General features: G+C 39.8%; 27 protein-coding genes and 1 pseudogene. 23 read left to right on the top strand and 5 right to left on the bottom strand.

Annotated elements, in window-relative coordinates; genetic code table 11:
• Window positions 1-151 precede the first annotated feature (151 nt).
• The 19 genes from DXC04_RS11570 (at window position 152) to DXC04_RS11660 (ending at window position 14912) form a co-directional block, all read left to right on the top strand.
• Window positions 152-478 carry a YdcP family protein gene (locus DXC04_RS11570; protein ID WP_005339720.1) on the top strand — a complete coding sequence of 109 codons (327 nt, stop codon included), beginning with the start codon at window positions 152-154 and terminating at the stop codon, window positions 476-478.
• Between the two features lie 15 nt (window positions 479-493).
• A complete protein-coding gene (locus tag DXC04_RS11575; RefSeq protein WP_008787611.1) occupies window positions 494-877 on the top strand; it encodes a YdcP family protein in 384 nt (127 codons plus the stop codon).
• Window positions 878-993: 116 nt separating this feature from the next.
• Window positions 994-1635 (top strand): DUF3796 domain-containing protein, encoded by a 642-nt coding sequence (locus DXC04_RS11580; RefSeq protein ID WP_017143883.1) that lies wholly within the window; start codon window positions 994-996, stop codon window positions 1633-1635.
• Between the two features lie 3 nt (window positions 1636-1638).
• Window positions 1639-1842 carry a helix-turn-helix transcriptional regulator gene (locus DXC04_RS11585; protein WP_008787613.1) on the top strand — a complete coding sequence of 68 codons (204 nt, stop codon included), beginning with the start codon at window positions 1639-1641 and terminating at the stop codon, window positions 1840-1842.
• A 68-nt stretch (window positions 1843-1910) separates the two neighbouring features.
• Complete coding sequence (locus DXC04_RS11590) at window positions 1911-3305, top strand: FtsK/SpoIIIE domain-containing protein (protein ID WP_118661082.1); 1395 nt, start codon at window positions 1911-1913, stop codon at window positions 3303-3305.
• Window positions 3306-3488: 183 nt separating this feature from the next.
• Window positions 3489-4685, top strand: coding sequence for a MobT family relaxase (mobT, locus tag DXC04_RS11595; protein ID WP_008787615.1), 1197 nt, complete (start codon window positions 3489-3491; stop codon window positions 4683-4685).
• Window positions 4686-4697: 12 nt separating this feature from the next.
• Window positions 4698-4832, top strand: coding sequence for a DUF3789 domain-containing protein (locus DXC04_RS11600; RefSeq protein WP_017143882.1), 135 nt, complete (start codon window positions 4698-4700; stop codon window positions 4830-4832).
• The gene (locus tag DXC04_RS11605; protein ID WP_002323342.1) at window positions 4833-5054 is read left to right on the top strand and encodes a hypothetical protein; all 222 of its coding nucleotides are present in this window, start codon (window positions 4833-4835) and stop codon (window positions 5052-5054) included.
• An 89-nt stretch (window positions 5055-5143) separates the two neighbouring features.
• Entirely contained in the window at window positions 5144-5764 is a 621-nt protein-coding gene (locus DXC04_RS11610) for a hypothetical protein (protein WP_008787617.1), read from the top strand.
• Between the two features lie 109 nt (window positions 5765-5873).
• Window positions 5874-6170, top strand: a complete 297-nt coding sequence (locus tag DXC04_RS11615) for a hypothetical protein (RefSeq protein ID WP_008787618.1) — start codon at window positions 5874-5876, stop codon at window positions 6168-6170.
• Entirely contained in the window at window positions 6089-6592 is a 504-nt protein-coding gene (locus tag DXC04_RS11620) for an antirestriction protein ArdA (RefSeq protein ID WP_008787619.1), read from the top strand. The genes DXC04_RS11615 and DXC04_RS11620 overlap by 82 nt, the downstream gene beginning before the upstream one ends.
• Window positions 6593-6609: 17 nt before the next feature.
• On the top strand, window positions 6610-7113 hold the full coding sequence (locus tag DXC04_RS11625) for an antirestriction protein ArdA (RefSeq protein WP_118661083.1): 504 nt from the start codon (window positions 6610-6612) through the stop codon (window positions 7111-7113).
• Window positions 7114-7231: 118 nt separating this feature from the next.
• Complete coding sequence (locus tag DXC04_RS11630; RefSeq protein ID WP_004843362.1) at window positions 7232-7630, top strand: conjugal transfer protein; 399 nt, start codon at window positions 7232-7234, stop codon at window positions 7628-7630.
• Window positions 7608-10058 carry an ATP-binding protein gene (locus tag DXC04_RS11635; protein ID WP_008787620.1) on the top strand — a complete coding sequence of 817 codons (2451 nt, stop codon included), beginning with the start codon at window positions 7608-7610 and terminating at the stop codon, window positions 10056-10058. Before DXC04_RS11630 ends, DXC04_RS11635 begins: the two co-directional genes overlap by 23 nt.
• Window positions 10058-12262 carry a CD3337/EF1877 family mobilome membrane protein gene (locus DXC04_RS11640; protein ID WP_118661084.1) on the top strand — a complete coding sequence of 735 codons (2205 nt, stop codon included), beginning with the start codon at window positions 10058-10060 and terminating at the stop codon, window positions 12260-12262. Before DXC04_RS11635 ends, DXC04_RS11640 begins: the two co-directional genes overlap by 1 nt.
• Window positions 12259-13266 carry a bifunctional lytic transglycosylase/C40 family peptidase gene (locus DXC04_RS11645; protein WP_008787622.1) on the top strand — a complete coding sequence of 336 codons (1008 nt, stop codon included), beginning with the start codon at window positions 12259-12261 and terminating at the stop codon, window positions 13264-13266. The genes DXC04_RS11640 and DXC04_RS11645 overlap by 4 nt, the downstream gene beginning before the upstream one ends.
• A 17-nt stretch (window positions 13267-13283) precedes the next feature.
• The gene (locus DXC04_RS11650) at window positions 13284-14195 is read left to right on the top strand and encodes a conjugal transfer protein (RefSeq protein WP_008787623.1); all 912 of its coding nucleotides are present in this window, start codon (window positions 13284-13286) and stop codon (window positions 14193-14195) included.
• Window positions 14196-14295: 100 nt separating this feature from the next.
• Window positions 14296-14499: a helix-turn-helix transcriptional regulator gene (locus DXC04_RS11655; protein WP_008787624.1), complete on the top strand. Its 204-nt coding sequence runs from the start codon at window positions 14296-14298 to the stop codon at window positions 14497-14499.
• Window positions 14496-14912, top strand: a complete 417-nt coding sequence (locus tag DXC04_RS11660; protein WP_008787625.1) for a hypothetical protein — start codon at window positions 14496-14498, stop codon at window positions 14910-14912. Before DXC04_RS11655 ends, DXC04_RS11660 begins: the two co-directional genes overlap by 4 nt.
• 177 nt (window positions 14913-15089) lie before the next feature.
• Here DXC04_RS11660 and DXC04_RS11665 read toward each other — a convergent pair whose 3' ends face one another.
• The 5 genes and pseudogenes from DXC04_RS11665 to DXC04_RS11690 all read right to left on the bottom strand — a co-directional run bounded on the left by DXC04_RS11665 (window position 15090) and on the right by DXC04_RS11690 (window position 17173).
• Window positions 15090-15374: a topoisomerase C-terminal repeat-containing protein gene (locus tag DXC04_RS11665; RefSeq protein ID WP_002326770.1), complete on the bottom strand. Its 285-nt coding sequence runs from the start codon at window positions 15372-15374 to the stop codon at window positions 15090-15092.
• 145 nt (window positions 15375-15519) lie between these two features.
• Window positions 15520-16257: a 23S rRNA (adenine(2058)-N(6))-methyltransferase Erm(B) gene (gene erm(B), locus DXC04_RS11675; RefSeq protein ID WP_001038792.1), complete on the bottom strand. Its 738-nt coding sequence runs from the start codon at window positions 16255-16257 to the stop codon at window positions 15520-15522.
• Between the two features lie 124 nt (window positions 16258-16381).
• Window positions 16382-16465, bottom strand: a complete 84-nt coding sequence (locus DXC04_RS11680) for a 23S rRNA methyltransferase attenuation leader peptide (protein WP_001814874.1) — start codon at window positions 16463-16465, stop codon at window positions 16382-16384.
• Between the two features lie 48 nt (window positions 16466-16513).
• Window positions 16514-16683 (bottom strand): annotated as a pseudogene (locus tag DXC04_RS11685) (MLS leader peptide).
• A 205-nt stretch (window positions 16684-16888) separates the two neighbouring features.
• The gene (locus DXC04_RS11690; RefSeq protein WP_008787627.1) at window positions 16889-17173 is read right to left on the bottom strand and encodes a topoisomerase C-terminal repeat-containing protein; all 285 of its coding nucleotides are present in this window, start codon (window positions 17171-17173) and stop codon (window positions 16889-16891) included.
• Between DXC04_RS11690 and DXC04_RS11695 the strand changes: the two genes are divergently transcribed.
• The 4 genes from DXC04_RS11695 to DXC04_RS11710 form a co-directional block, all read left to right on the top strand.
• On the top strand, window positions 17148-17573 hold the full coding sequence (locus DXC04_RS11695; RefSeq protein ID WP_008787628.1) for a hypothetical protein: 426 nt from the start codon (window positions 17148-17150) through the stop codon (window positions 17571-17573). The genes DXC04_RS11690 and DXC04_RS11695 overlap by 26 nt on opposite strands.
• Before the next feature lie 31 nt (window positions 17574-17604).
• Entirely contained in the window at window positions 17605-17829 is a 225-nt protein-coding gene (locus DXC04_RS11700) for a hypothetical protein (RefSeq protein ID WP_004612108.1), read from the top strand.
• A gap of 279 nt (window positions 17830-18108) precedes the next feature.
• The gene (locus DXC04_RS11705) at window positions 18109-18537 is read left to right on the top strand and encodes an RNA polymerase sigma factor (protein WP_118661085.1); all 429 of its coding nucleotides are present in this window, start codon (window positions 18109-18111) and stop codon (window positions 18535-18537) included.
• A partial coding sequence (locus tag DXC04_RS11710; RefSeq protein WP_243112148.1) for a helix-turn-helix domain-containing protein occupies window positions 18530-18641 on the top strand: 112 nt, incomplete at its 3' end. The genes DXC04_RS11705 and DXC04_RS11710, both read left to right, overlap by 8 nt.

An 18641-nucleotide genomic window follows, 5' to 3' on the forward strand; every position in this document is an offset into this window, starting at 1 on the left:
GCTACTTACCTGCAAGAACACGGATAGTCAAGGGTGCGTAAGCATTGATTTTACCCTTTACTATCGGTGGGATTGCTGGTACTTCCCAAACCGCCAGAATAAGAAATCACAATCAATTTATCAAAAATAGAAAGAAACGAGGTAAAACAATATGGAAATGAAATATGTCGTGCCAGATATGGCACAGTCTTTTGGAACTCTTGAATTTGCAGGCGAAAGTGAGCCAGTCTTTGAAAGAGATAAAAATAACCGCAGGGTCTTAGCCAGACGAAGCTATAACCTTTATTCTGACGTACAAAAAGGCGAAAATGTTGTGGTGGAAATTCCCGTGCAGGCTGGCGAAAAGAAGTTCAAGTATGAACAGAAAGTAAAACTTGTCAATCCGAAGTTATACGGCAGAGGTTACGCAATCGGGGATATGGGACATACCGATTATGTGTTAGTTGCTGATGATATTGTAGCAGTTGAAGAGAAGTAAAGGAGTGAAGAATTTATGAGATTATCAAACGGGTTTGTTATTGACAAAGAGAAAACATTTGGAGAATTAAAATTTACAGCGGTGCGTGATGTGTTCTTACAAAATGAGGACGGGACACCGAGTACCCAGCTTAAAAAGCGTATCTATGATTTGAAGTGCAGTCTGCATGGAGGAATTATCCCCGTGTCCGTACCGCCAGAAGTACCGTTAAGGGAATTTCCGTACAATGCAGTTGTGGAGCTTGTCAATCCCGTAGCCGATACGGTATCAAGAAAGACTTATACGGGTGCAGATGTGGACTGGTATGTAAAGGCAGAGGATATTGTATTGAAGAATAAAGGCAACCAGAACGCAGGCAGTCCACAGAACCCTACAACGCAGGGACAGCCGAAGAAATAAAAGTGATGTATTTGTCTTAATTTTGATTGACCAATTTTGATTGACACAAACAATGCGGAGTGATATATTTATCTCATAAAGATACAAAAACATCTCATTTGAAAGGAGAGATAAATATGTCAAAGAAACAAATTAAAAAAATTATTTTTATGGGGGTAGGGTGTGCTTTATTGCTTATTGTTGGTACAATCTACTCCCTATTATACAATAATGGACGCTGGGTCAAAAATATGGATATGTCGGAATATGTATTTTCTTACAAGGATATTCCTATGTTAGTAATTGGAGCTTTAATAGCACTATATGCTATCTATATAGTAATTATCTGCTTTAAAAATGTCTTTTCAAAAAACAGCAGGGAAAAACGATATTCAAGAACAATTTCTCCTTACTGGGGATTTTGTGGAATGTTTGGTTTTCTGGGGTTTGGCGGATTTTGGACATACTATAAATTTGGAGAAATATTTCCTTTTGCTTTTTTCATATTTTTTGGTTTTTTCAGTTTTTTCTTTGAAGGTAAACTTTCTCATATCTTAGAAGATGAGCTTTTTCAAGAAAATAAACGTAAGGCACAATTAGAAGCTTACAAGATAGGTTTTAAACTATTATTTGTAGTTATCTGGCTTATGGCAATAGGTATGTTTTCCCGTAATGTTGAGTGGTGTGCAATGTTTATGCTGATTTCTGTTTCACTTATCTATGCTCTTGTTCTTTTTCTTAGCAACTATTTATTATATCGTTATGAAAAAAGGGAATAAATTATGGAAGCAAAGTTTGTATGTAATTTAAAAAAATATCGTGTAGCACAAGAATTAACACAAGAACAACTCGCTGACATTGTAGGTGTTCGTCGTGAAACTATTATGAGATTAGAAAAAGCACAATATAATCCGTCACTTAAATTGGCAATAGATATTTCAAGAGCTGTAAAAGCTCCGATAGAAGATATATTTATTTTTGAATAAAGACAGTTTAAAGCAGTTAGTCTTAGGATTGACTGCTTTTTTCGTACACAGAAAGGAGAGATTGTTTTATGCGTAAGATTTGGAATAAAGGACACCGTATCAGAGCCAGCGACAAGCACCTTGTTTACCACTTTTCCATAGGAACGCTTCTGTTTGTATTCGTGGCGGTTCTCCTGCTACTGAATAGTAAACAGCTCATGCGTACCGATTGGGAGCATTTCAGCTTGTTAGAGAACGGCTTGACGCTTTGCCCTTACAACTTCATAACTATACTGATAGCGACTGGTGTTTGTGCATTGGTCGCTTTTGGGTATTACCGCTTCTGTTACGACAGTTTCAAGAAGCTCCTGCACCGTCAAAAGCTGGCAAGAATGGTACTGGAAAACAAGTGGTATGAAGCCGATACCGTACAAGACAGCGGTTTTTTTACTGACCTGCAAAGCAGATCAAGGGAAAAAATCGTCTGGTTTCCAAAGATTTATTATCAAATGGAAAAAGGCTTGCTTCATATCCGCTGTGAAATCACGCTGGGAAAATATCAAGACCAGCTTTTACGGTTAGAGGATAAGCTGGAAAGTGGCTTGTATTGCGAGCTGACTGACAAGACCCTGCATGACGGCTATATTGAATATACCCTGCTTTATGATATGATAGCGAACCGCATTACCATTGATGAAGTACGGGCAGAAAATGGCTGTCTTAGACTGATGAAAAATCTTGTCTGGGAATATGACGCACTCCCTCACGCTCTTATCGCTGGTGGGACTGGTGGCGGTAAAACCTATTTTCTGCTGACGCTCATTGAAGCCTTACTGCATACAAACGCTGTCCTTTACATTTTAGACCCAAAGAACAGCGACCTTGCGGACTTGGGAACAGTCATGCCAAACGTCTACCATACTAAAGAAGAAATGATAGATTGCGTCAATGCCTTTTATGAGGGCATGGTACGACGAAGCGAGGAAATGAAACGACACCCGAACTATAAGACGGGCGAAAACTACGCCTATCTTGGACTGCCTCCCTGCTTTCTTATCTTTGATGAATATGTGGCATTTTTTGAAATGCTGGGGACGAAAGAAAGCGTGGGCTTACTTAGCCAGTTAAAGAAAATCGTTATGTTAGGACGACAAGCAGGTTATTTCCTTATCGTTGCCTGCCAGCGTCCAGACGCAAAGTATTTCTCGGACGGTATCAGAGATAACTTCAATTTCCGTGTGGGACTTGGGCGTATCAGCGAATTAGGTTACGGTATGCTGTTCGGTTCAGATGTGAAAAAGCAATTTTTCCAGAAGCGTATCAAGGGGCGTGGCTATTGTGATGTGGGAACAAGTGTTATCAGTGAATTTTACACGCCTTTAGTCCCGAAAGGACATGATTTTTTGCAGACTATCGGCTCTCTTGCACAAGCAAGGCAGGACGGGACGGCGACGTGCGAAGCGAAAGGCGACGGCACGGACTAGCCGTTGCTGGTGTGGCGTAAGCCACGCCAGCAGGTAAAACCCCTCGGTATCTAACAGAGGGGTACGTTTGCAAATAGACAATAGACGAAAAACACAGGAAACATAAGGCTTATCGCATGGTTTCCTAGCAAAAATCGGCTGTGAAGTCGCCTTAAAAAACTTCACACTTTACAGATTGGGGGTATGGTTCTGAATGAAGAACAATGGATAAAAGAATTACGGGAAAAACGGATTGCTTACGGTATCTCACAAGGCAGGCTGGCGGTGGCGTCTGGTATCACAAGAGAATATCTCAACAAGATAGAAAGCGGAAAAATGAAGCCGTCAAAGGAACTTCTGAATACTCTGCATAAAGAACTGGCAAAGTTCAATCCAGAAGCACCGCTTACCATGCTGTTTGATTATGTGAAAATTCGTTTTCCCACGCTGGATATACAGCACATCATCAAAGATATATTAAAACTGAATATCAACTATATGCTCCATGAAAATTACGGGCGTTACAGTTATACGGAGCATTACTCTTTAGGGGACATCTTTATCTATACGTCGGCTGACGAAGAAAAAGGTGTCCTTTTAGAGTTAAAGGGGCGTGGTTGCAGGCAGTTTGAAAGTTACCTGCTGGCACAGCAAAGAAGCTGGTATGACTTTCTTATGGACGCACTTATAGACGGTGGCGTGATGAAGCGTATCGACCTTGCTATCAACGACCATACGGGCATTTTGGATATTCCAGAGCTTGCGGAAAAATGCAGGAAACGGGAATATATCGGAAAGTCCAGAAGCTATAAGTTTTACCAGTCGGGCGAGCTTATCAAGCACAGAGAGGACGACAGAGAATATATGGGGCGTACCCTTTATCTTGGGTCGCTGAAATCAGATGTGTATTTCTGTATCTATGAAAAGGACTATGAGCAGTACGTCAAGTTAGGGACACCTCTGGAAGAAGCCGACATTATCAACCGTTTTGAAATACGGCTTCGCAATGAACGAGCCTATTATGCGGTACGAGATTTACTGACCTATTATGACGCAGAACAGACCGCTTTTTCTATCATCAATCAGTATGTGCGGTTTGTTGATGAAGAACCCGACAAGCGAAAAAATGACTGGAAGCTCAATGACCGCTGGGCTTGGTTTATCGGCGATAACAGACAGAGCTTGAAGCTGACGACAAAACCAGAGCCTTACACCTTAGACCGCACATTGCGGTGGGTACAACGGCAGGTAGCACCGACCTTAAAAATGCTGAAAAAGATTGATAAGGGAAACGGTACAGACTACATGGAAACAATCGAACAGCAGGCAAAGCTCACAGAAAAGCATGAAATGATAATCAAACAGCAGACGACCCCTGCAAAAGATTTAGTAGAAAGTTAGGAGTGATAAAAAATGTGGGTATTATTAAAAGACTTCCTGCTGGTATCTATGGGAATGGGTATCGGCGTAGTCTTGATGTGTATTTTGAATGTCGGCAAAGAAGCTGACTATGAAATGGAACAATTAAAAGAAAGCGAGGACAATTAAATGAATTTCGGACAAAATTTATATCAATGGTTTTTATCAAACGCACAGAGCTTAGTGCTTATGGCGATTGTGGTTATCGGTATCTACTTAGGGTTCAAGCGTGAGTTTTCAAAGCTCATTGGCTTCTTGGTAGTTGCCTTGATTGCTGTCGGCTTGGTATTCAATGCCGGCGGTGTGAAAGATGTACTGTTAGAGCTGTTCAACAAGATTATCGGTGCATAAAATTTTATTGTAGTGCTAATATGTGAGTGATATAATATGGATATGAAGAAAACGACAAATATGAATTTGAACTTAGGAGGAAAACTATTGTGTCAAATATAAAACTAAGAAATACATATAAGTCTTATACAGCGATATTTGTAATTGGTATATTAGTAGGGTGTATATGTAGACTGTTAGATTATTTTCCCGCAGATACACTATGGAGTTTTTCATCACCTCAAACATTGTTTGGTTTTTGGATTATTACCAATACTATCATCGTTATGTTAAGCACCTCAAATATTTGTGCAGGAATTAGTTCGTTCTTGTATATGTTTGGAATGACATTAAGTTTTTATGCTTTACAAGCAATATTAGGAATGTTTATACCTATGTTTTCCGGCGGATTCCGCTTTGGGCTATTCATATTGTTTACTGTTTGGTCAATCGCTTGTGCAATAGCAGCATTTATTCTGTACTATTGGAATAGGGAACATATTTTTAGTTCAGTATTATATTCTTTACCAGTAGGAGCATTATTTGCTGAAACAATAGCAGTTTTTATTTATTTTTTGGAACATCAAACATTCCTATTTCAGTTGTTAATGGATATTATAGGAGCTGTTGTGTTTACCATAATATTTTTCAAAAAAGTAAACTATAGAAAAATGTATATTGTCGGAATTGTATTAAGTACTTTGGTATTTTATTATATTTTTCCATGGTAGTTTATATTGATAAATCCCAGTTTGACAATTTCATATCCATACACACAAAGCAGTTAGTCTTAGGATTGACTGCTTTTTTCTTACCTAAATTTTAGATTGGAGTGATGAAATGAGCGATATTTTTAAGGATATGCAGACGAAAGTCGGCTGTGATTATATTTCCGACCTGCCCTCTTACAAGCGTAAGGTGTGGCAGGAAATGAAACGACTGAACCCTGCCGATTATGAAGAAAGACAGTTAGAAGATTTTTCTAAATATGTGTTTGGTATGTCGTACCAGACCTTACAAGATGTGATGAAACAACAGAAAGGACGTGAGGAACAATGCAGGAAACAAGGGTGCTGGTGGAAACGAAAGGAACAACTGGCGAAGAAACAACATCATACTGGTTTGACCTGCCGATAGATGTTGCAGAGTTTGAAGAAAAGTTAGGTGTCGGTGCAGAAAGTGGGGATTACCGCATTATCGAAAAGGTACTGCCCTTTGCTGATGAAGTCCACGAACATACAAGCGTGTACCAGCTCAACGAATTAGATTTTATGTACCGCCAGCTTTCAAGCGATATGCAGGAAGAATATGTATCACTTCTTACCGTGTATGAAAATTTAGAAGCACTTTATATTTGCAGGAACGTGATTACGGTTTATCCCGACTGCAAAAGCATGATAGATGTTGCAAGGCAAAAGCTGATGAACGACCCGACATTTAAGCATTTATCCGAGGACTGTCAAGAATATTACTTTGACTTTGAAGCCTACGCTTCTCACTTGCAGGAACACGGGAAATTTTTAGTAACAGAACACGGTATCTTTGAACTGCCAGAGTAGGAAATGAGGTGGTGCTTATGATTGATGATATGGCGGTTTACATTGCTAATCTTGGCAAATACAATGAGGGCTATTTAGTCGGTGCTTGGTTCACATTTCCCATTGACGAGGAAGATGTAAAAGAAAAAATCGGCTTGAATGAACAGTACGAGGAATACGCTATCCATGATACTGACAACTTCCCCATTGCGATTGGCGAGTATGTTTCCATTGAAGAACTCAATGAAATGTATGAAATGATAGAGGAACTTCCAGACTATATCGCAGAGTGTCTGGACGAATTTATCAGCCACTATGGGACGCTGGAAGAAGTCGTGGAACATAAGGACGATATTTACTATTATCCCAACTGTGAAACCATGACAGATGTTGCCTACTACTACATAGACGAATTGCAGGCACTTGGCGACATTCCACCCAGCTTACAGAACTACATTGACTATGAAGCCTACGGGCGAGATTTGGATATGGGCGGTTGCTTTATTGAAACAAGCCGAGGTATGTGCGAGATACCATATTAACGCTGGAAGATCAGCGACAAGCATTGTTGCTACTGACAGCGTATTTCTCTTTTAAGGGACAGTCTGAAACATGGCTGTCCTTTTCTCATTTAGAACTTATGAAAGGAGTTGAAAGAACTTGAAAAAGATTAAATCTTATACGGGTATCTGGAACGTGGAAAAAGTCTTGTATGCAATCAATGACTTTAACTTGCCCTTTCCCGTTACTTTTACACAGATTACATGGTTTGTGATTACGGAATTTATCATCATTTTGTTTGGGGATATTCCCCCACTTTCCATGATTGAGGGAGCATTTCTCAAATACTTTGGTATTCCCGTTGCTCTCACTTGGTTTATGTCGCAGAAAACCTTTGACGGAAAGAAGCCGTACAGCTTTTTGAAATCACAGATAACCTATGCCCTGCGACCGAAAATCACTTATGCAGGAAAAGCCGTAAAACTGCATAAGCAGACCTTGAATGAAACAATCACGGCAGTAAGGAGTGTGAACTATGTTCCCGATAAAATATATTGACAATAACCTTGTCTGGAACAAGGACAATGAGGTGTTTGCTTATTATGAGCTGATACCATACAACTATTCTTTCCTATCCGCAGAGCAGAAATTTATCGTGCATGACAGTTTCCGACAGCTTATCGCACAGTCCCGTGAGGGAAAAATTCATGCGTTGCAGATTGCAACGGAAAGCTCCATACGAAGTATGCAGGAGCAGTCAAAGAAGCTGGTTACGGGGAAATTAAAGGAAGTTGCCTGCCAGAAGATAGACGAACAGACCGAAGCGTTAGTATCAATGATTGGGGACAATCAAGTGGACTACCGCTTTTTTCTTGGCTTTAAGCTCATGGTTACGGAAGAACAGCTCAATCTGAAGAACATCAAAAAATCGGCGTGGCTGACATTCAAGGAATTTCTCCATGAAGTGAACCACACGCTGATGAATGACTTTGTTTCCATGCCGAATGATGAAATCAACCGTTATATGAAAATGGAAAAGTTGCTGGAAAATAAAATCTCCCGTCGCTTTAAGGTGCGTCGCTTGGAAATCCATGATTTTGGGTATCTCATGGAACATCTTTACGGCAGGGACGGGATCGCCTATGAAGATTATGAGTACCAGCTACCAAAGAAGAAATTACAGAAAGAAACGCTGATAAAATACTACGACCTTATCCGTCCGACAAGGTGTGTGATTGAGGAAAGCCAGCGGTATTTGCGATTGGAACATGAGGACAGGGAAAGCTATGTGTCCTACTTTACCGTCAATGCGATTGTTGGCGAGCTTGATTTTCCGTCGTCTGAAATCTTCTATTTCCAGCAACAGCAATTCACATTCCCCGTTGATACTTCTATGAATGTAGAAATCGTGGAGAACCGTAAAGCATTAACAACCGTCCGCAACAAGAAAAAGGAATTGAAAGACCTTGACAATCACGCTTATCAAGCAGGAAGTGAAACAAGCTCAAATGTGGTGGACGCATTAGACAGCGTGGATGAGCTGGAAACGGACTTAGACCAGACAAAAGAAAGTATGTATAAGCTCTCTTATGTAGTGCGTGTATCGGCTGATGATTTGGACGAATTAAAACGCCGTTGTGATGAAGTCAAAGATTTTTACGACGACCTCAATGTAAAGCTGGTGCGTCCTGCTGGGGATATGCTGGGGCTTCATTCTGAATTTCTTCCTGCCAGCAAGCGATATATCAATGACTACGTGCAGTATGTAAAATCAGATTTCTTGGCAGGTCTTGGTTTTGGTGCGACCCAGCAGTTAGGGGAAACTACGGGTATCTATATGGGCTATTCCGTTGATACGGGAAGAAATGTGTACCTGCAACCGTCGTTAGCTTCGCAGGGTGTAAAAGGTACAGTAACAAACGCTCTTGCTTCTGCTTTTGTCGGTTCGCTTGGCGGTGGAAAGTCATTCTGCAACAATCTTCTGGTATATTATGCGGTGCTGTTTGGCGGTCAAGCAGTCATTTTAGACCCCAAAGCTGAGAGGGGCAACTGGAAAGAAACGCTCCCAGAAATCGCCCATGAAATCAATATCGTAAACCTTACCAGCGACAAGGACAATGCAGGACTTCTTGACCCGTTCGTGATTATGAAGAATGTAAAAGACGCTGAAAGTCTGGCAATCGACATCTTAACATTCCTTACGGGTATTTCCTCTAGGGACGGCGAAAAATTCCCTGTACTTCGTAAGGCGGTACGCTCCGTTACCCAGAGCGACAGTCGGGGCTTGCTCCATGTGATAGACGAGCTACGCCGTGAAGATACACCCATATCAAGAAATATCGCAGAACATATCGACAGCTTCACGGACTACGACTTTGCACACCTGCTGTTTTCAGACGGTACGGTGGAAAATGCAATCAGTCTGGATAACCAACTCAATATCATTCAAGTAGCGGACTTAGTATTACCAGATAAGGATACAACATTTGAGGAATACACGACCATTGAATTATTGTCGGTGTCTATGCTGATTGTGATTAGTACCTTTGCCCTTGATTTTATCCATTCGGACAGAAGTATTTTTAAGATTGTAGACCTTGACGAAGCGTGGGCGTTCTTAAATGTGGCACAAGGCGAAACTTTATCAAATAAGCTGGTGCGTGCTGGACGAGCTATGCAGGCAGGCGTCTATTTTGTTACACAATCTTCTGGCGACGTGTCAAAGGAAAGTCTGAAAAACAATATCGGCTTGAAGTTTGCCTTTCGTTCTACTGACATCAACGAGATAAAGCAGACCTTAGAATTTTTCGGTATCGACAAGGACGACGAGAACAACCAGAAACGCTTGCGTGATTTGGAGAACGGACAATGCTTATTGCAGGACTTATACGGGCGTGTCGGTGTGGTGCAGATACACCCAGTCTTTGAAGAACTGCTACACGCCTTTGATACCAGACCGCCCGTACAGAGAAATGAGGTGGAGTGATGAAAGAAAGGATAAAAGGTGCGTTCACAAAAAGGAAGATACTTCACTTTCTCAAAATGGCTCTGTTTGTCGTGGCACTCTCCCTTATCCTGCTCTCACTTCTGGGGACGGTGGCTCATGCGACGGGGCTTGTGGACGATACCATAAACGCAGAAAATCTTTACTCAAAATATCCGCTGTCGAATTACCAGCTTGATTTTTATGTGGATAATAGCTGGTCGTGGTTGCCATGGAACTGGCTGGACGGTATCGGAAAATCGGTGCAGTACGGACTTTACTGCATTACCAATTTTGTCTGGACGATAAGCCTTTATTTAAGCAATGCTACGGGCTATGTGGTGCAGGAAGCATACAAACTTGATTTTATTAACGATATGGCAGACAGTATCGGACAAAGCATACAGACCCTTGCAGGCGTTACCGAGAACGGCTTTTCTTCTACGGGCTTCTATGTCGGTTTCCTGCTTCTCATTATCTTAATAGTGGGACTTTATGTTGCCTATACGGGACTTATCAAACGCGAAACCAGCAAGGCACTTCACGCTGTTATTAACTTTGTGGTGGTGTTCGTGTTGTCCGCTTCCTTTATTGCCTACGCTCCCGATTACATCAAGAAGATAAATGAATTTTCATCAGACATCAGTACCGCTTCTTTGGACTTGGGAACAAAAATCATGCTCCCCAACTCTGACAGCGAGGGCAAGGACAGCGTGGACTTGATACGGGACAGCTTGTTTTCCATTCAAGTGGAACAGCCGTGGCTCTTGCTTCAATTTGGTAACAGCAACGCAGAGGAAATCGGGACAGACCGTGTAGAAGCTCTGGTATCAGTAAGTCCAGAGGACGAGGACGGCAAGACCAGAGAGGAAGTCGTGAAAACAGAAATCGAGGACAATGACAACAACAATCTGACGATACCGCAGGTCGTAAACCGTTTAGGTATGGTGTTCTTCCTGCTATTCTTTAACTTAGGTATCACGATATTTGTATTCTTGCTTACGGGTATGATGTTGTTCAGCCAGATACTCTTTATTATCTTTGCAATGTTTTTACCTATCAGCTTTCTACTTTCCATGATACCGAGCTATGAAAGCATGGCAAAGCAGGCAATCGTGAGGGTATTTAATACCATTATGACAAGGGCAGGAATTACGCTCATTGTAACGGTGGCGTTCAGCATTTCCAGTATGTTTTATAACATCTCCACGGACTATCCGTTTTTCATGGTGGCGTTCTTGCAGATAGTGTGTTTTGCTGGTATCTATATGAAACTGGGCGACTTAATGAGTATGTTCTCACTTAATGCTGGCGACAGTCAAAGCATGGGACGAAGAATTTTCCGCAGACCGTATCTGTTTATGCGACATAGGGCTAGGCGTATGGAACACCGTATTGCAAGGGCGGTAAGTGCTGGCGGTATTTCGGGTGGTGTGGCTGGTGCGGTAGCTGGAAGTGCCGTTGCTGGCAAGAGAGCCGAAAGAAAAAATACGGCTTCTAAAGAAAATCGGGGCAATACCACTTCCAGCATGGGACAACGTGCAGGCTCAAAGGTAGGTGCTGTCTTAGATACGAAAAATAAAGTGAAAGACAAGGCTAACGCTGTCAAAGAGAATATCAAGGATATGCCGACACAGACCGCTTATGCGGTGTATTCCGCAAAGGAAAAGGCAAAGTCCAGCGTATCAGACTTCAAGCGTGGCATGGTGCAGGAACAGCAGTCCAGACAGACGGGACGCTTGGAAAAGCAGGAACAGCATAGACAGAATATCGCTGACAAACGTATGGAGCTTCAAAAGGCACAAGAAGCAAGACAAAGAAAGACGGACGGATCAGCGACAACGGGAGCTACCCGTCCCCATGAGCGACCAGCCACAGCTTCAACCATTCCAAAGCCGAGTGCGGAAAAAATGCAGGAAGTGAAACGTCCTGCCACAGCGACCACTTCAAAAGCAAGTGAACCAGTCAAGACAAATGTTGTGAAAGAGCGTCCGTTATCTTCTGGTGCTTCTGATAAGAAAGCGACCCAGCCTGCACAGCCAGTACATAGGCAGAATGTAGAAAAAGTAGTATCGCAGGAAACACGCCAGAATTACAAAGCAGAGCGTACTACAAAGAAACAGACCTTTGAACAATCAAAGCGTACAACGGAACATACCGAAAAGAACCGTAACCTTGTAACGAAGAAAGGACAGAAGAAAAAATGAAACTGAAACATATCGCTCTTATTGGCAGTCTGTTTCCTATCCTCTTTTCCATAGTCCTTTTCTTTGGTGTCCTCATTAGTGCGGACAGCGACGACGAGAACAGCAACTTTTCTTCTGGCATTACGGGTATGAATTTATCCGCAGAAGTCTTGAAACATCAGCCTATGGTGGAAAAATACGCCAGAGAAAACGGTATCTCCGAGTATGTCAACGTGCTACTGGCTATCATTCAAGTAGAAAGTGGCGGTACGGCAGAAGATGTTATGCAGAGTTCAGAAAGTCTTGGTTTACCGCCCAACTCTTTAGATACGGAAAGCTCAATCAAGCAGGGGTGTAAGTATTTTGCGTCCCTGCTTTCTTCCTGTAAAAATCAAGGTATCGACGATTTGAATGTAGCGATACAGTCCTATAACTATGGCGGTGGTTATGTGGGATATGTGGCAGGAAAAGGAAAGAAACATACCTTTAACCTTGCAGAGAGCTTCGCCCGTGAGAAGTCGGGTGGAAAGAAAGTAACCTACACCAACCCGATAGCCGTTGCGAAGAACGGGGGTTGGCGGTATCAGTATGGCAATCAATTTTACGTCGAATTAGTCAATCAGTATTTAACTGTTCCGCAGGTATCGGGAGAGCTGGCACAAAAGGTCATGAATGAAGCGTTAAAATATCAAGGCTGGAAATATGTGTATGGCGGTAGCAATCCCAACACTTCTTTTGACTGTTCGGGACTGACGCAATGGTGCTATGGAAAAGCTGGTATCTCCTTACCGAGAACCGCACAAGCACAGTATGACGCAACCCAACATCTTCCACTTTCGCAGGCAAAGGCTGGGGACTTGGTATTTTTCCATTCTACCTATAACGCTGGAAGTTATGTAACACACGTCGGTATTCTTGTTTCGCCGACACAGATGTACCACGCAGGCGACCCGATAGGATATGCAGACCTAAGTAGTAGTTACTGGCAACAGCACTTAATCGGTGCAGGACGAGTAAAACAATAGAAAGTGAGGATTTCATCATGTTTAGAAAGAATAAGAAACAGACAGAAACTATCAAAGAACCCAAAGAAAAAAAGGTGCGTACTTTCAAGGTAGGCACACATAAAAAATCCGTGATTGCATTGTGGGTGGTGCTTATCGCAAGCGTGAGCTTTGGGGCGTATAAGAATTTTACGGCTATCGACCAGCACACGACCCATGAAAAAGAAATCATAGAGCTTCGCTTGCAGGACACCAACGGGATAGAAAATTTTGTGAAGAACTTTGCAAAGCCCTACTACACATGGAGTAACAGCAAAGAAGCGATTGAAGCAAGGACGCAGGCAATCAGCGGTTATCTGACAAAGGAATTGCAGGACTTGAATGTGGATACCATTAGAACCGATATACCGACCAGCTCCACAGTTACAGATGTGATTGTATGGAGTATTGAACAGTCGGGAACGGACACTTTTTCTGCTACCTACGAAGTGGATCAGCAGATAAAAGAGGGAGAACAGACAAGCAATGTGAAAGCAACCTATACCGTAAAAGTCCATGTAGACGCTGACGGGGATATGGTAATCGTTCAGAACCCTACCCTTGCACCAGCAATCGAGAAATCAGATTATGAGCCTAAGACACCAGAAGCAAATGCAAGTGTAGACGCTGATACCGTCAATGACGCTACTGCATTTCTTGAAACATTCTTTAAGCTGTACCCGACAGCCACAGAAAAAGAGCTTGCCTACTATGTATCGGGAAATGTGCTTGAGCCTATCGGCAGGGACTACATTTATGCTGAACTGGTAAACCCTATCTTTACAAAGGACGGGGACAATGTGAAAGTCAAAGTTGCTGTGAAATTCCTTGATAATCAGACAAAGGCTACACAAATATCGCAGTATGAACTTGTGCTACATAAGGATAGCAACTGGAAGATTGTAGGATAATAAAATATGGAAAGTTTGCTTGACATTCTTTACTTGCAGGAGTATCATAAGATTAGAAAAGGAAAGCAAACTTTCCATTTGTTCAAGAAAGGGGTATGTTGTGAAAAATCGTTTAGAAGAATTACGAAAACAAAGAGGTATTAAACAAGAAGATTTAGCAACTGCTCTTGAAGTATCTCGTCAAACAATAGGCTCTTTAGAAAATGGACGCTACAATCCCTCTATTATCTTAGCTTTTAAAATTGCAAGGTACTTTCAAATGAGTATTGAAGAAATATTTATTTATGAGGAGGAAAGCAAATGAAACATAAGATACAAAAAGTTGAATTATTTATCGGTGTAATAATCTTTTTAGGTGGTTTACTAACTTATGGTTTAGGCGTACACCAACTATTGCCCGTACCTCGTCCAGATTTGGTTGTCTATGGTACAACGCTTATTGGAATAATATTGATTTTTATGGGTTGTGATATATTCAGTAAGCCAACAAAAGAAATGCAAATATTAGAAAATGATGAAAGAAATATCGCAATTACTAATGCTTCTCTTGCGAATGCTTACAAAGTAACACTTACATTATTGGTTCTTGTATTATTTGCTCTTGTCTTTATGGGATATATGAGTAAAGTTGTGTTTTTTTCGATAGCAGGAGTTATTGCTATCGGACAAATTACATGGGTTATAACAGCTCGTTATTTAGATAAAAATACGTCTTAATTCTTCAAGTATTTTTAGTTTTTCCTTCTCCATAACTACGCCCCATTCTTTTTTTGTATAGTAATATTGTATCATTAAGAATCACAAATCACAAGTGATTTGTGATTAATCACTTGTGATTTGTGATAAGTGATTTGTGATTAATATATAAAAGCCCTCTTTAAAGGGCTTTTATGTTTATTTTGAAAAAGAGATAAAATCAATATATCCCTTTTCCCCAATTTTTACAACGGCATTGTAGGGCTTTTTCTCTTTGTTTTTGATTCCTTTTACCAGGGTTTCTTTTCCCTCCAGTAATTCTTTTACATTCGTTTTGGTTAGTTTTTTCTTTCTAAAATGTTCAGCTAAAGTAAACTTACATTCAGGATAATTTGAACAACCATAAAACGATTTTTTTAATACAATATTGTTGCCACACTTAGGACATTTTCCTACAAGGGGTCCCGAGCGCTTAGTGGGAATTTGTACCCCTTATCGATACAAATTCCCCGTAGGCGCTAGGGACCTCTTTAGCTTCTTGGAAGCTGTCAGTAGTATATCTAATAATTTATCTCCATTCCCTTTAGTAACGTGTAACTTTCCAAATTTAAAAAAGCGACTCATAGAATTATTTCCTCCCGTTAAATAATAGATAACTATTAAAAATAGACAATACTTGCTCATAAGTAACGGTACTTAAATTGTTTACTTTGGCGTGTTTCATTGCTTGATGAAACTGATTTTTAGTAAACAGTTGACGATATTCTCGATTGACCCATTTTGAAACAAAGTACGTATATAGCTTCCAATATTTATCTGGAACATCTGTGGTATGGCGGGTAAGTTTTATTAAGACACTGTTTACTTTTGGTTTAGGATGAAAGCATTCCGCTGGCAGCTTAAGCAATTGCTGAATCGAGACTTGAGTGTGCAAGAGCAACCCTAGTGTTCGGTGAATATCCAAGGTACGCTTGTAGAATCCTTCTTCAACAATCAGATAGATGTCAGACGCATGGCTTTCAAAAACCACTTTTTTAATAATTTGTGTGCTTAAATGGTAAGGAATACTCCCAACAATTTTATACCTCTGTTTGTTAGGGAATTGAAACTGTAGAATATCTTGGTGAATTAAAGTGACACGAATGTTCAGTTTTAATTTTTCTGACGATAAGTTGAATAGATGACTGTCTAATTCAATAGACGTTACCTGTTTACTTATTTTAGCCAGTTTCGTCGTTAAATGCCCTTTACCTGTTCCAATTTCGTAAACGGTATCGGTTTCTTTTAAATTCAATTGTTTTATTATTTGGTTGAGTACTTTTTCACTCGTTAAAAAGTTTTGAGAATATTTTATATTTTTGTTCATGTAATCACTCCTGAAGTGATTACATCTGTAAATAAATACAGAAGTTAAACGATTTGTTTGTAATTTTAGTTATCTGTTTAAAAAGTCATAAGATTAGTCACTGGTAGGAATTAATCTAACGTATTTATTTATCTGCGTAATCACTGTTTTTAGTCTGTTTCAAAACAGTAGATGTTTTATCTACATTACGCATTTGGAATACCAACATGACGAATCCCTCCTTCTTAATTACAAATTTTTAGCATCTAATTTAACTTCAATTCCTATTATACACAAAATTTTAAGATACTGCAATATCAACACACTCTTAAGTTTGCTTCTAAGTCTTATTTCCATAACTTCTTTTACGTTTCCGCCATTCTTTGCTGTTTCGATTTTTATGATATGGTGCAAGTCAGCACGAACACGAACCGTCTTATCTCCCATTATATCTTTTTTTGCACTGATTGGTGTATCATTTCGTTTTTCTTTTTGTGCGCCTAAATTTCCCACAATCACTCACTTCTTTCTATTTCTTCTTATTCTTATTTTATCATCAACAATCACAAATCACTTGTGATTTGTGATAAGTGATTTGTGATAAGTGATTTGTGATTAATATATAAAAGCCCTCTTTAAAGGGCTTTTATGTTTATTTTGAGAAAGATATAAAATCAATATATCCCTTTTCCCCAATTTTTACAACGGCATTGTAGGGCTTTTTCTCTTTGTTTTTGATTCCTTTTACCAGGGTTTCTTTTCCCTCCAGTAATTCTTTTACATTCGTTTTGGTTAGTTTTTTCTTTCTAAAATGTTCAGCTAAAGTAAACTTACATTCAGGATAATTTGAACAACCATAAAACGATTTTTTTAATACAGAAAATGTAGTCTTTTGAAAGGTGGAATTAACAATGAAGAAAAAATTATCATTTATCATTGAGATTATTATAGGTATAATCTTTATATGTTTTGGATATTTCGTTATTGATACTGATTATTACGCTACACTTTTTTACGCAATGGGGTTCGGTTTAGCTTTTGCTTCTGGTGTTCAATTATTGAAAATTTGTTATTATGAAATGCCAAAAAATAAAGAAAAATTACAAAATATAAATAGAGAAAATCACATCAATAATGTTGATGAAAGAAAAATATTTTTAAGAATGAAAGCTGGTTCTTTAGTATATCAGTTAATGACTTTCGTGTACTTGTTTGTTGCTTTTGTACTTGCGTTACTTCATATTGAAGCATGGATTATAGGCATTATATTTGGTTTATTCCTACTGCAAACATTTTTAGGGATTATTCTATATAAGCATTTTGAAAAACATTTCTAAAACATTCAGTAAATTGTGACGAGGTAATACTATGATAGGACTTAAAAAACGAGATATTAAAAAAGCATTGAAAGCTGGTGCAAAAGCTGGCGGTGTGTCATTAGCTGATGTTCGAGCTGATATTGAAGCGACGATTGATGAAGCTATGAACAGCACCGACCCAGAAGTGCAGGCAAATTTCAGAAAATATTTTGGAAATAAACGCCCTACTCCAGAAGAATATATTTACAAGATTACAAAAAAGACAAAAGTTTAATAGAAATCAAGTGCTGTAAGGGGGCTTGTGTCATGGAAAGTTTTAAGCATAATCTTATACGGTCATACACTACCTAACAGCATTTTATTAACAACTGAATATCTCACAGCTTTAATAGCTCGTACAGACTATATGTTTTGTGCGGGCTTTTTTTGTACCCGAAAAAATTTTTTCATTTTTTTTCAAAATCATGCAACAAATCACACCTTGCTGTACAGATATGGTGCGGAAAGAGGGATAAACACTTTTCACGTCATAACGGAAAGGGGGTGTGATGATATGAAACCGTCGGACTTCCAAAAGACAATACAATGTCAATTTGACTGCAAGATCAAACGTGTAGTGAAAGGCATTGTCCGTAATTATCGCAAAGAATTAAAACGACGAAGAAATAAGGAAATTTCCTATTATGAGCTTCCAGAAATCGTCGTGGAAAAGCTGGCAGTCTGGGACGAATACGAAAGCGATTATACCGCCTTTGATGTATGTGGTATTGAGGTTCGTGTCCTTGATGATAATTTAGCAGAAGCGATTAAGTATCTGTCTGAAAAAGACAGAGAAATCTTGTTGATGTATTTCTTCTTAGGCATGAGCGATACAGAAATCGGCGACAGATTAAAGATTAACCGTTCAACGTCGTTCCGCAGTAGGAAGAACTCACTTGAAGAAATCAAGAAAAAATTAAAGGAGAACATGAATGATGAATAACACACGCCCGTCATTTTACCTTATCTCGTCGGCTGTGGACGGCAACGTAAATTCGATTGAAAAGATACTGGCATTGTATGACCCGTACATATCAAAATGTTGTT

The organism is Dorea sp. OM07-5 (genome assembly GCF_003481355.1).
In the GTDB taxonomy this organism is placed as follows: domain Bacteria; phylum Bacillota; class Clostridia; order Lachnospirales; family Lachnospiraceae; genus Dorea_D; species Dorea_D hominis.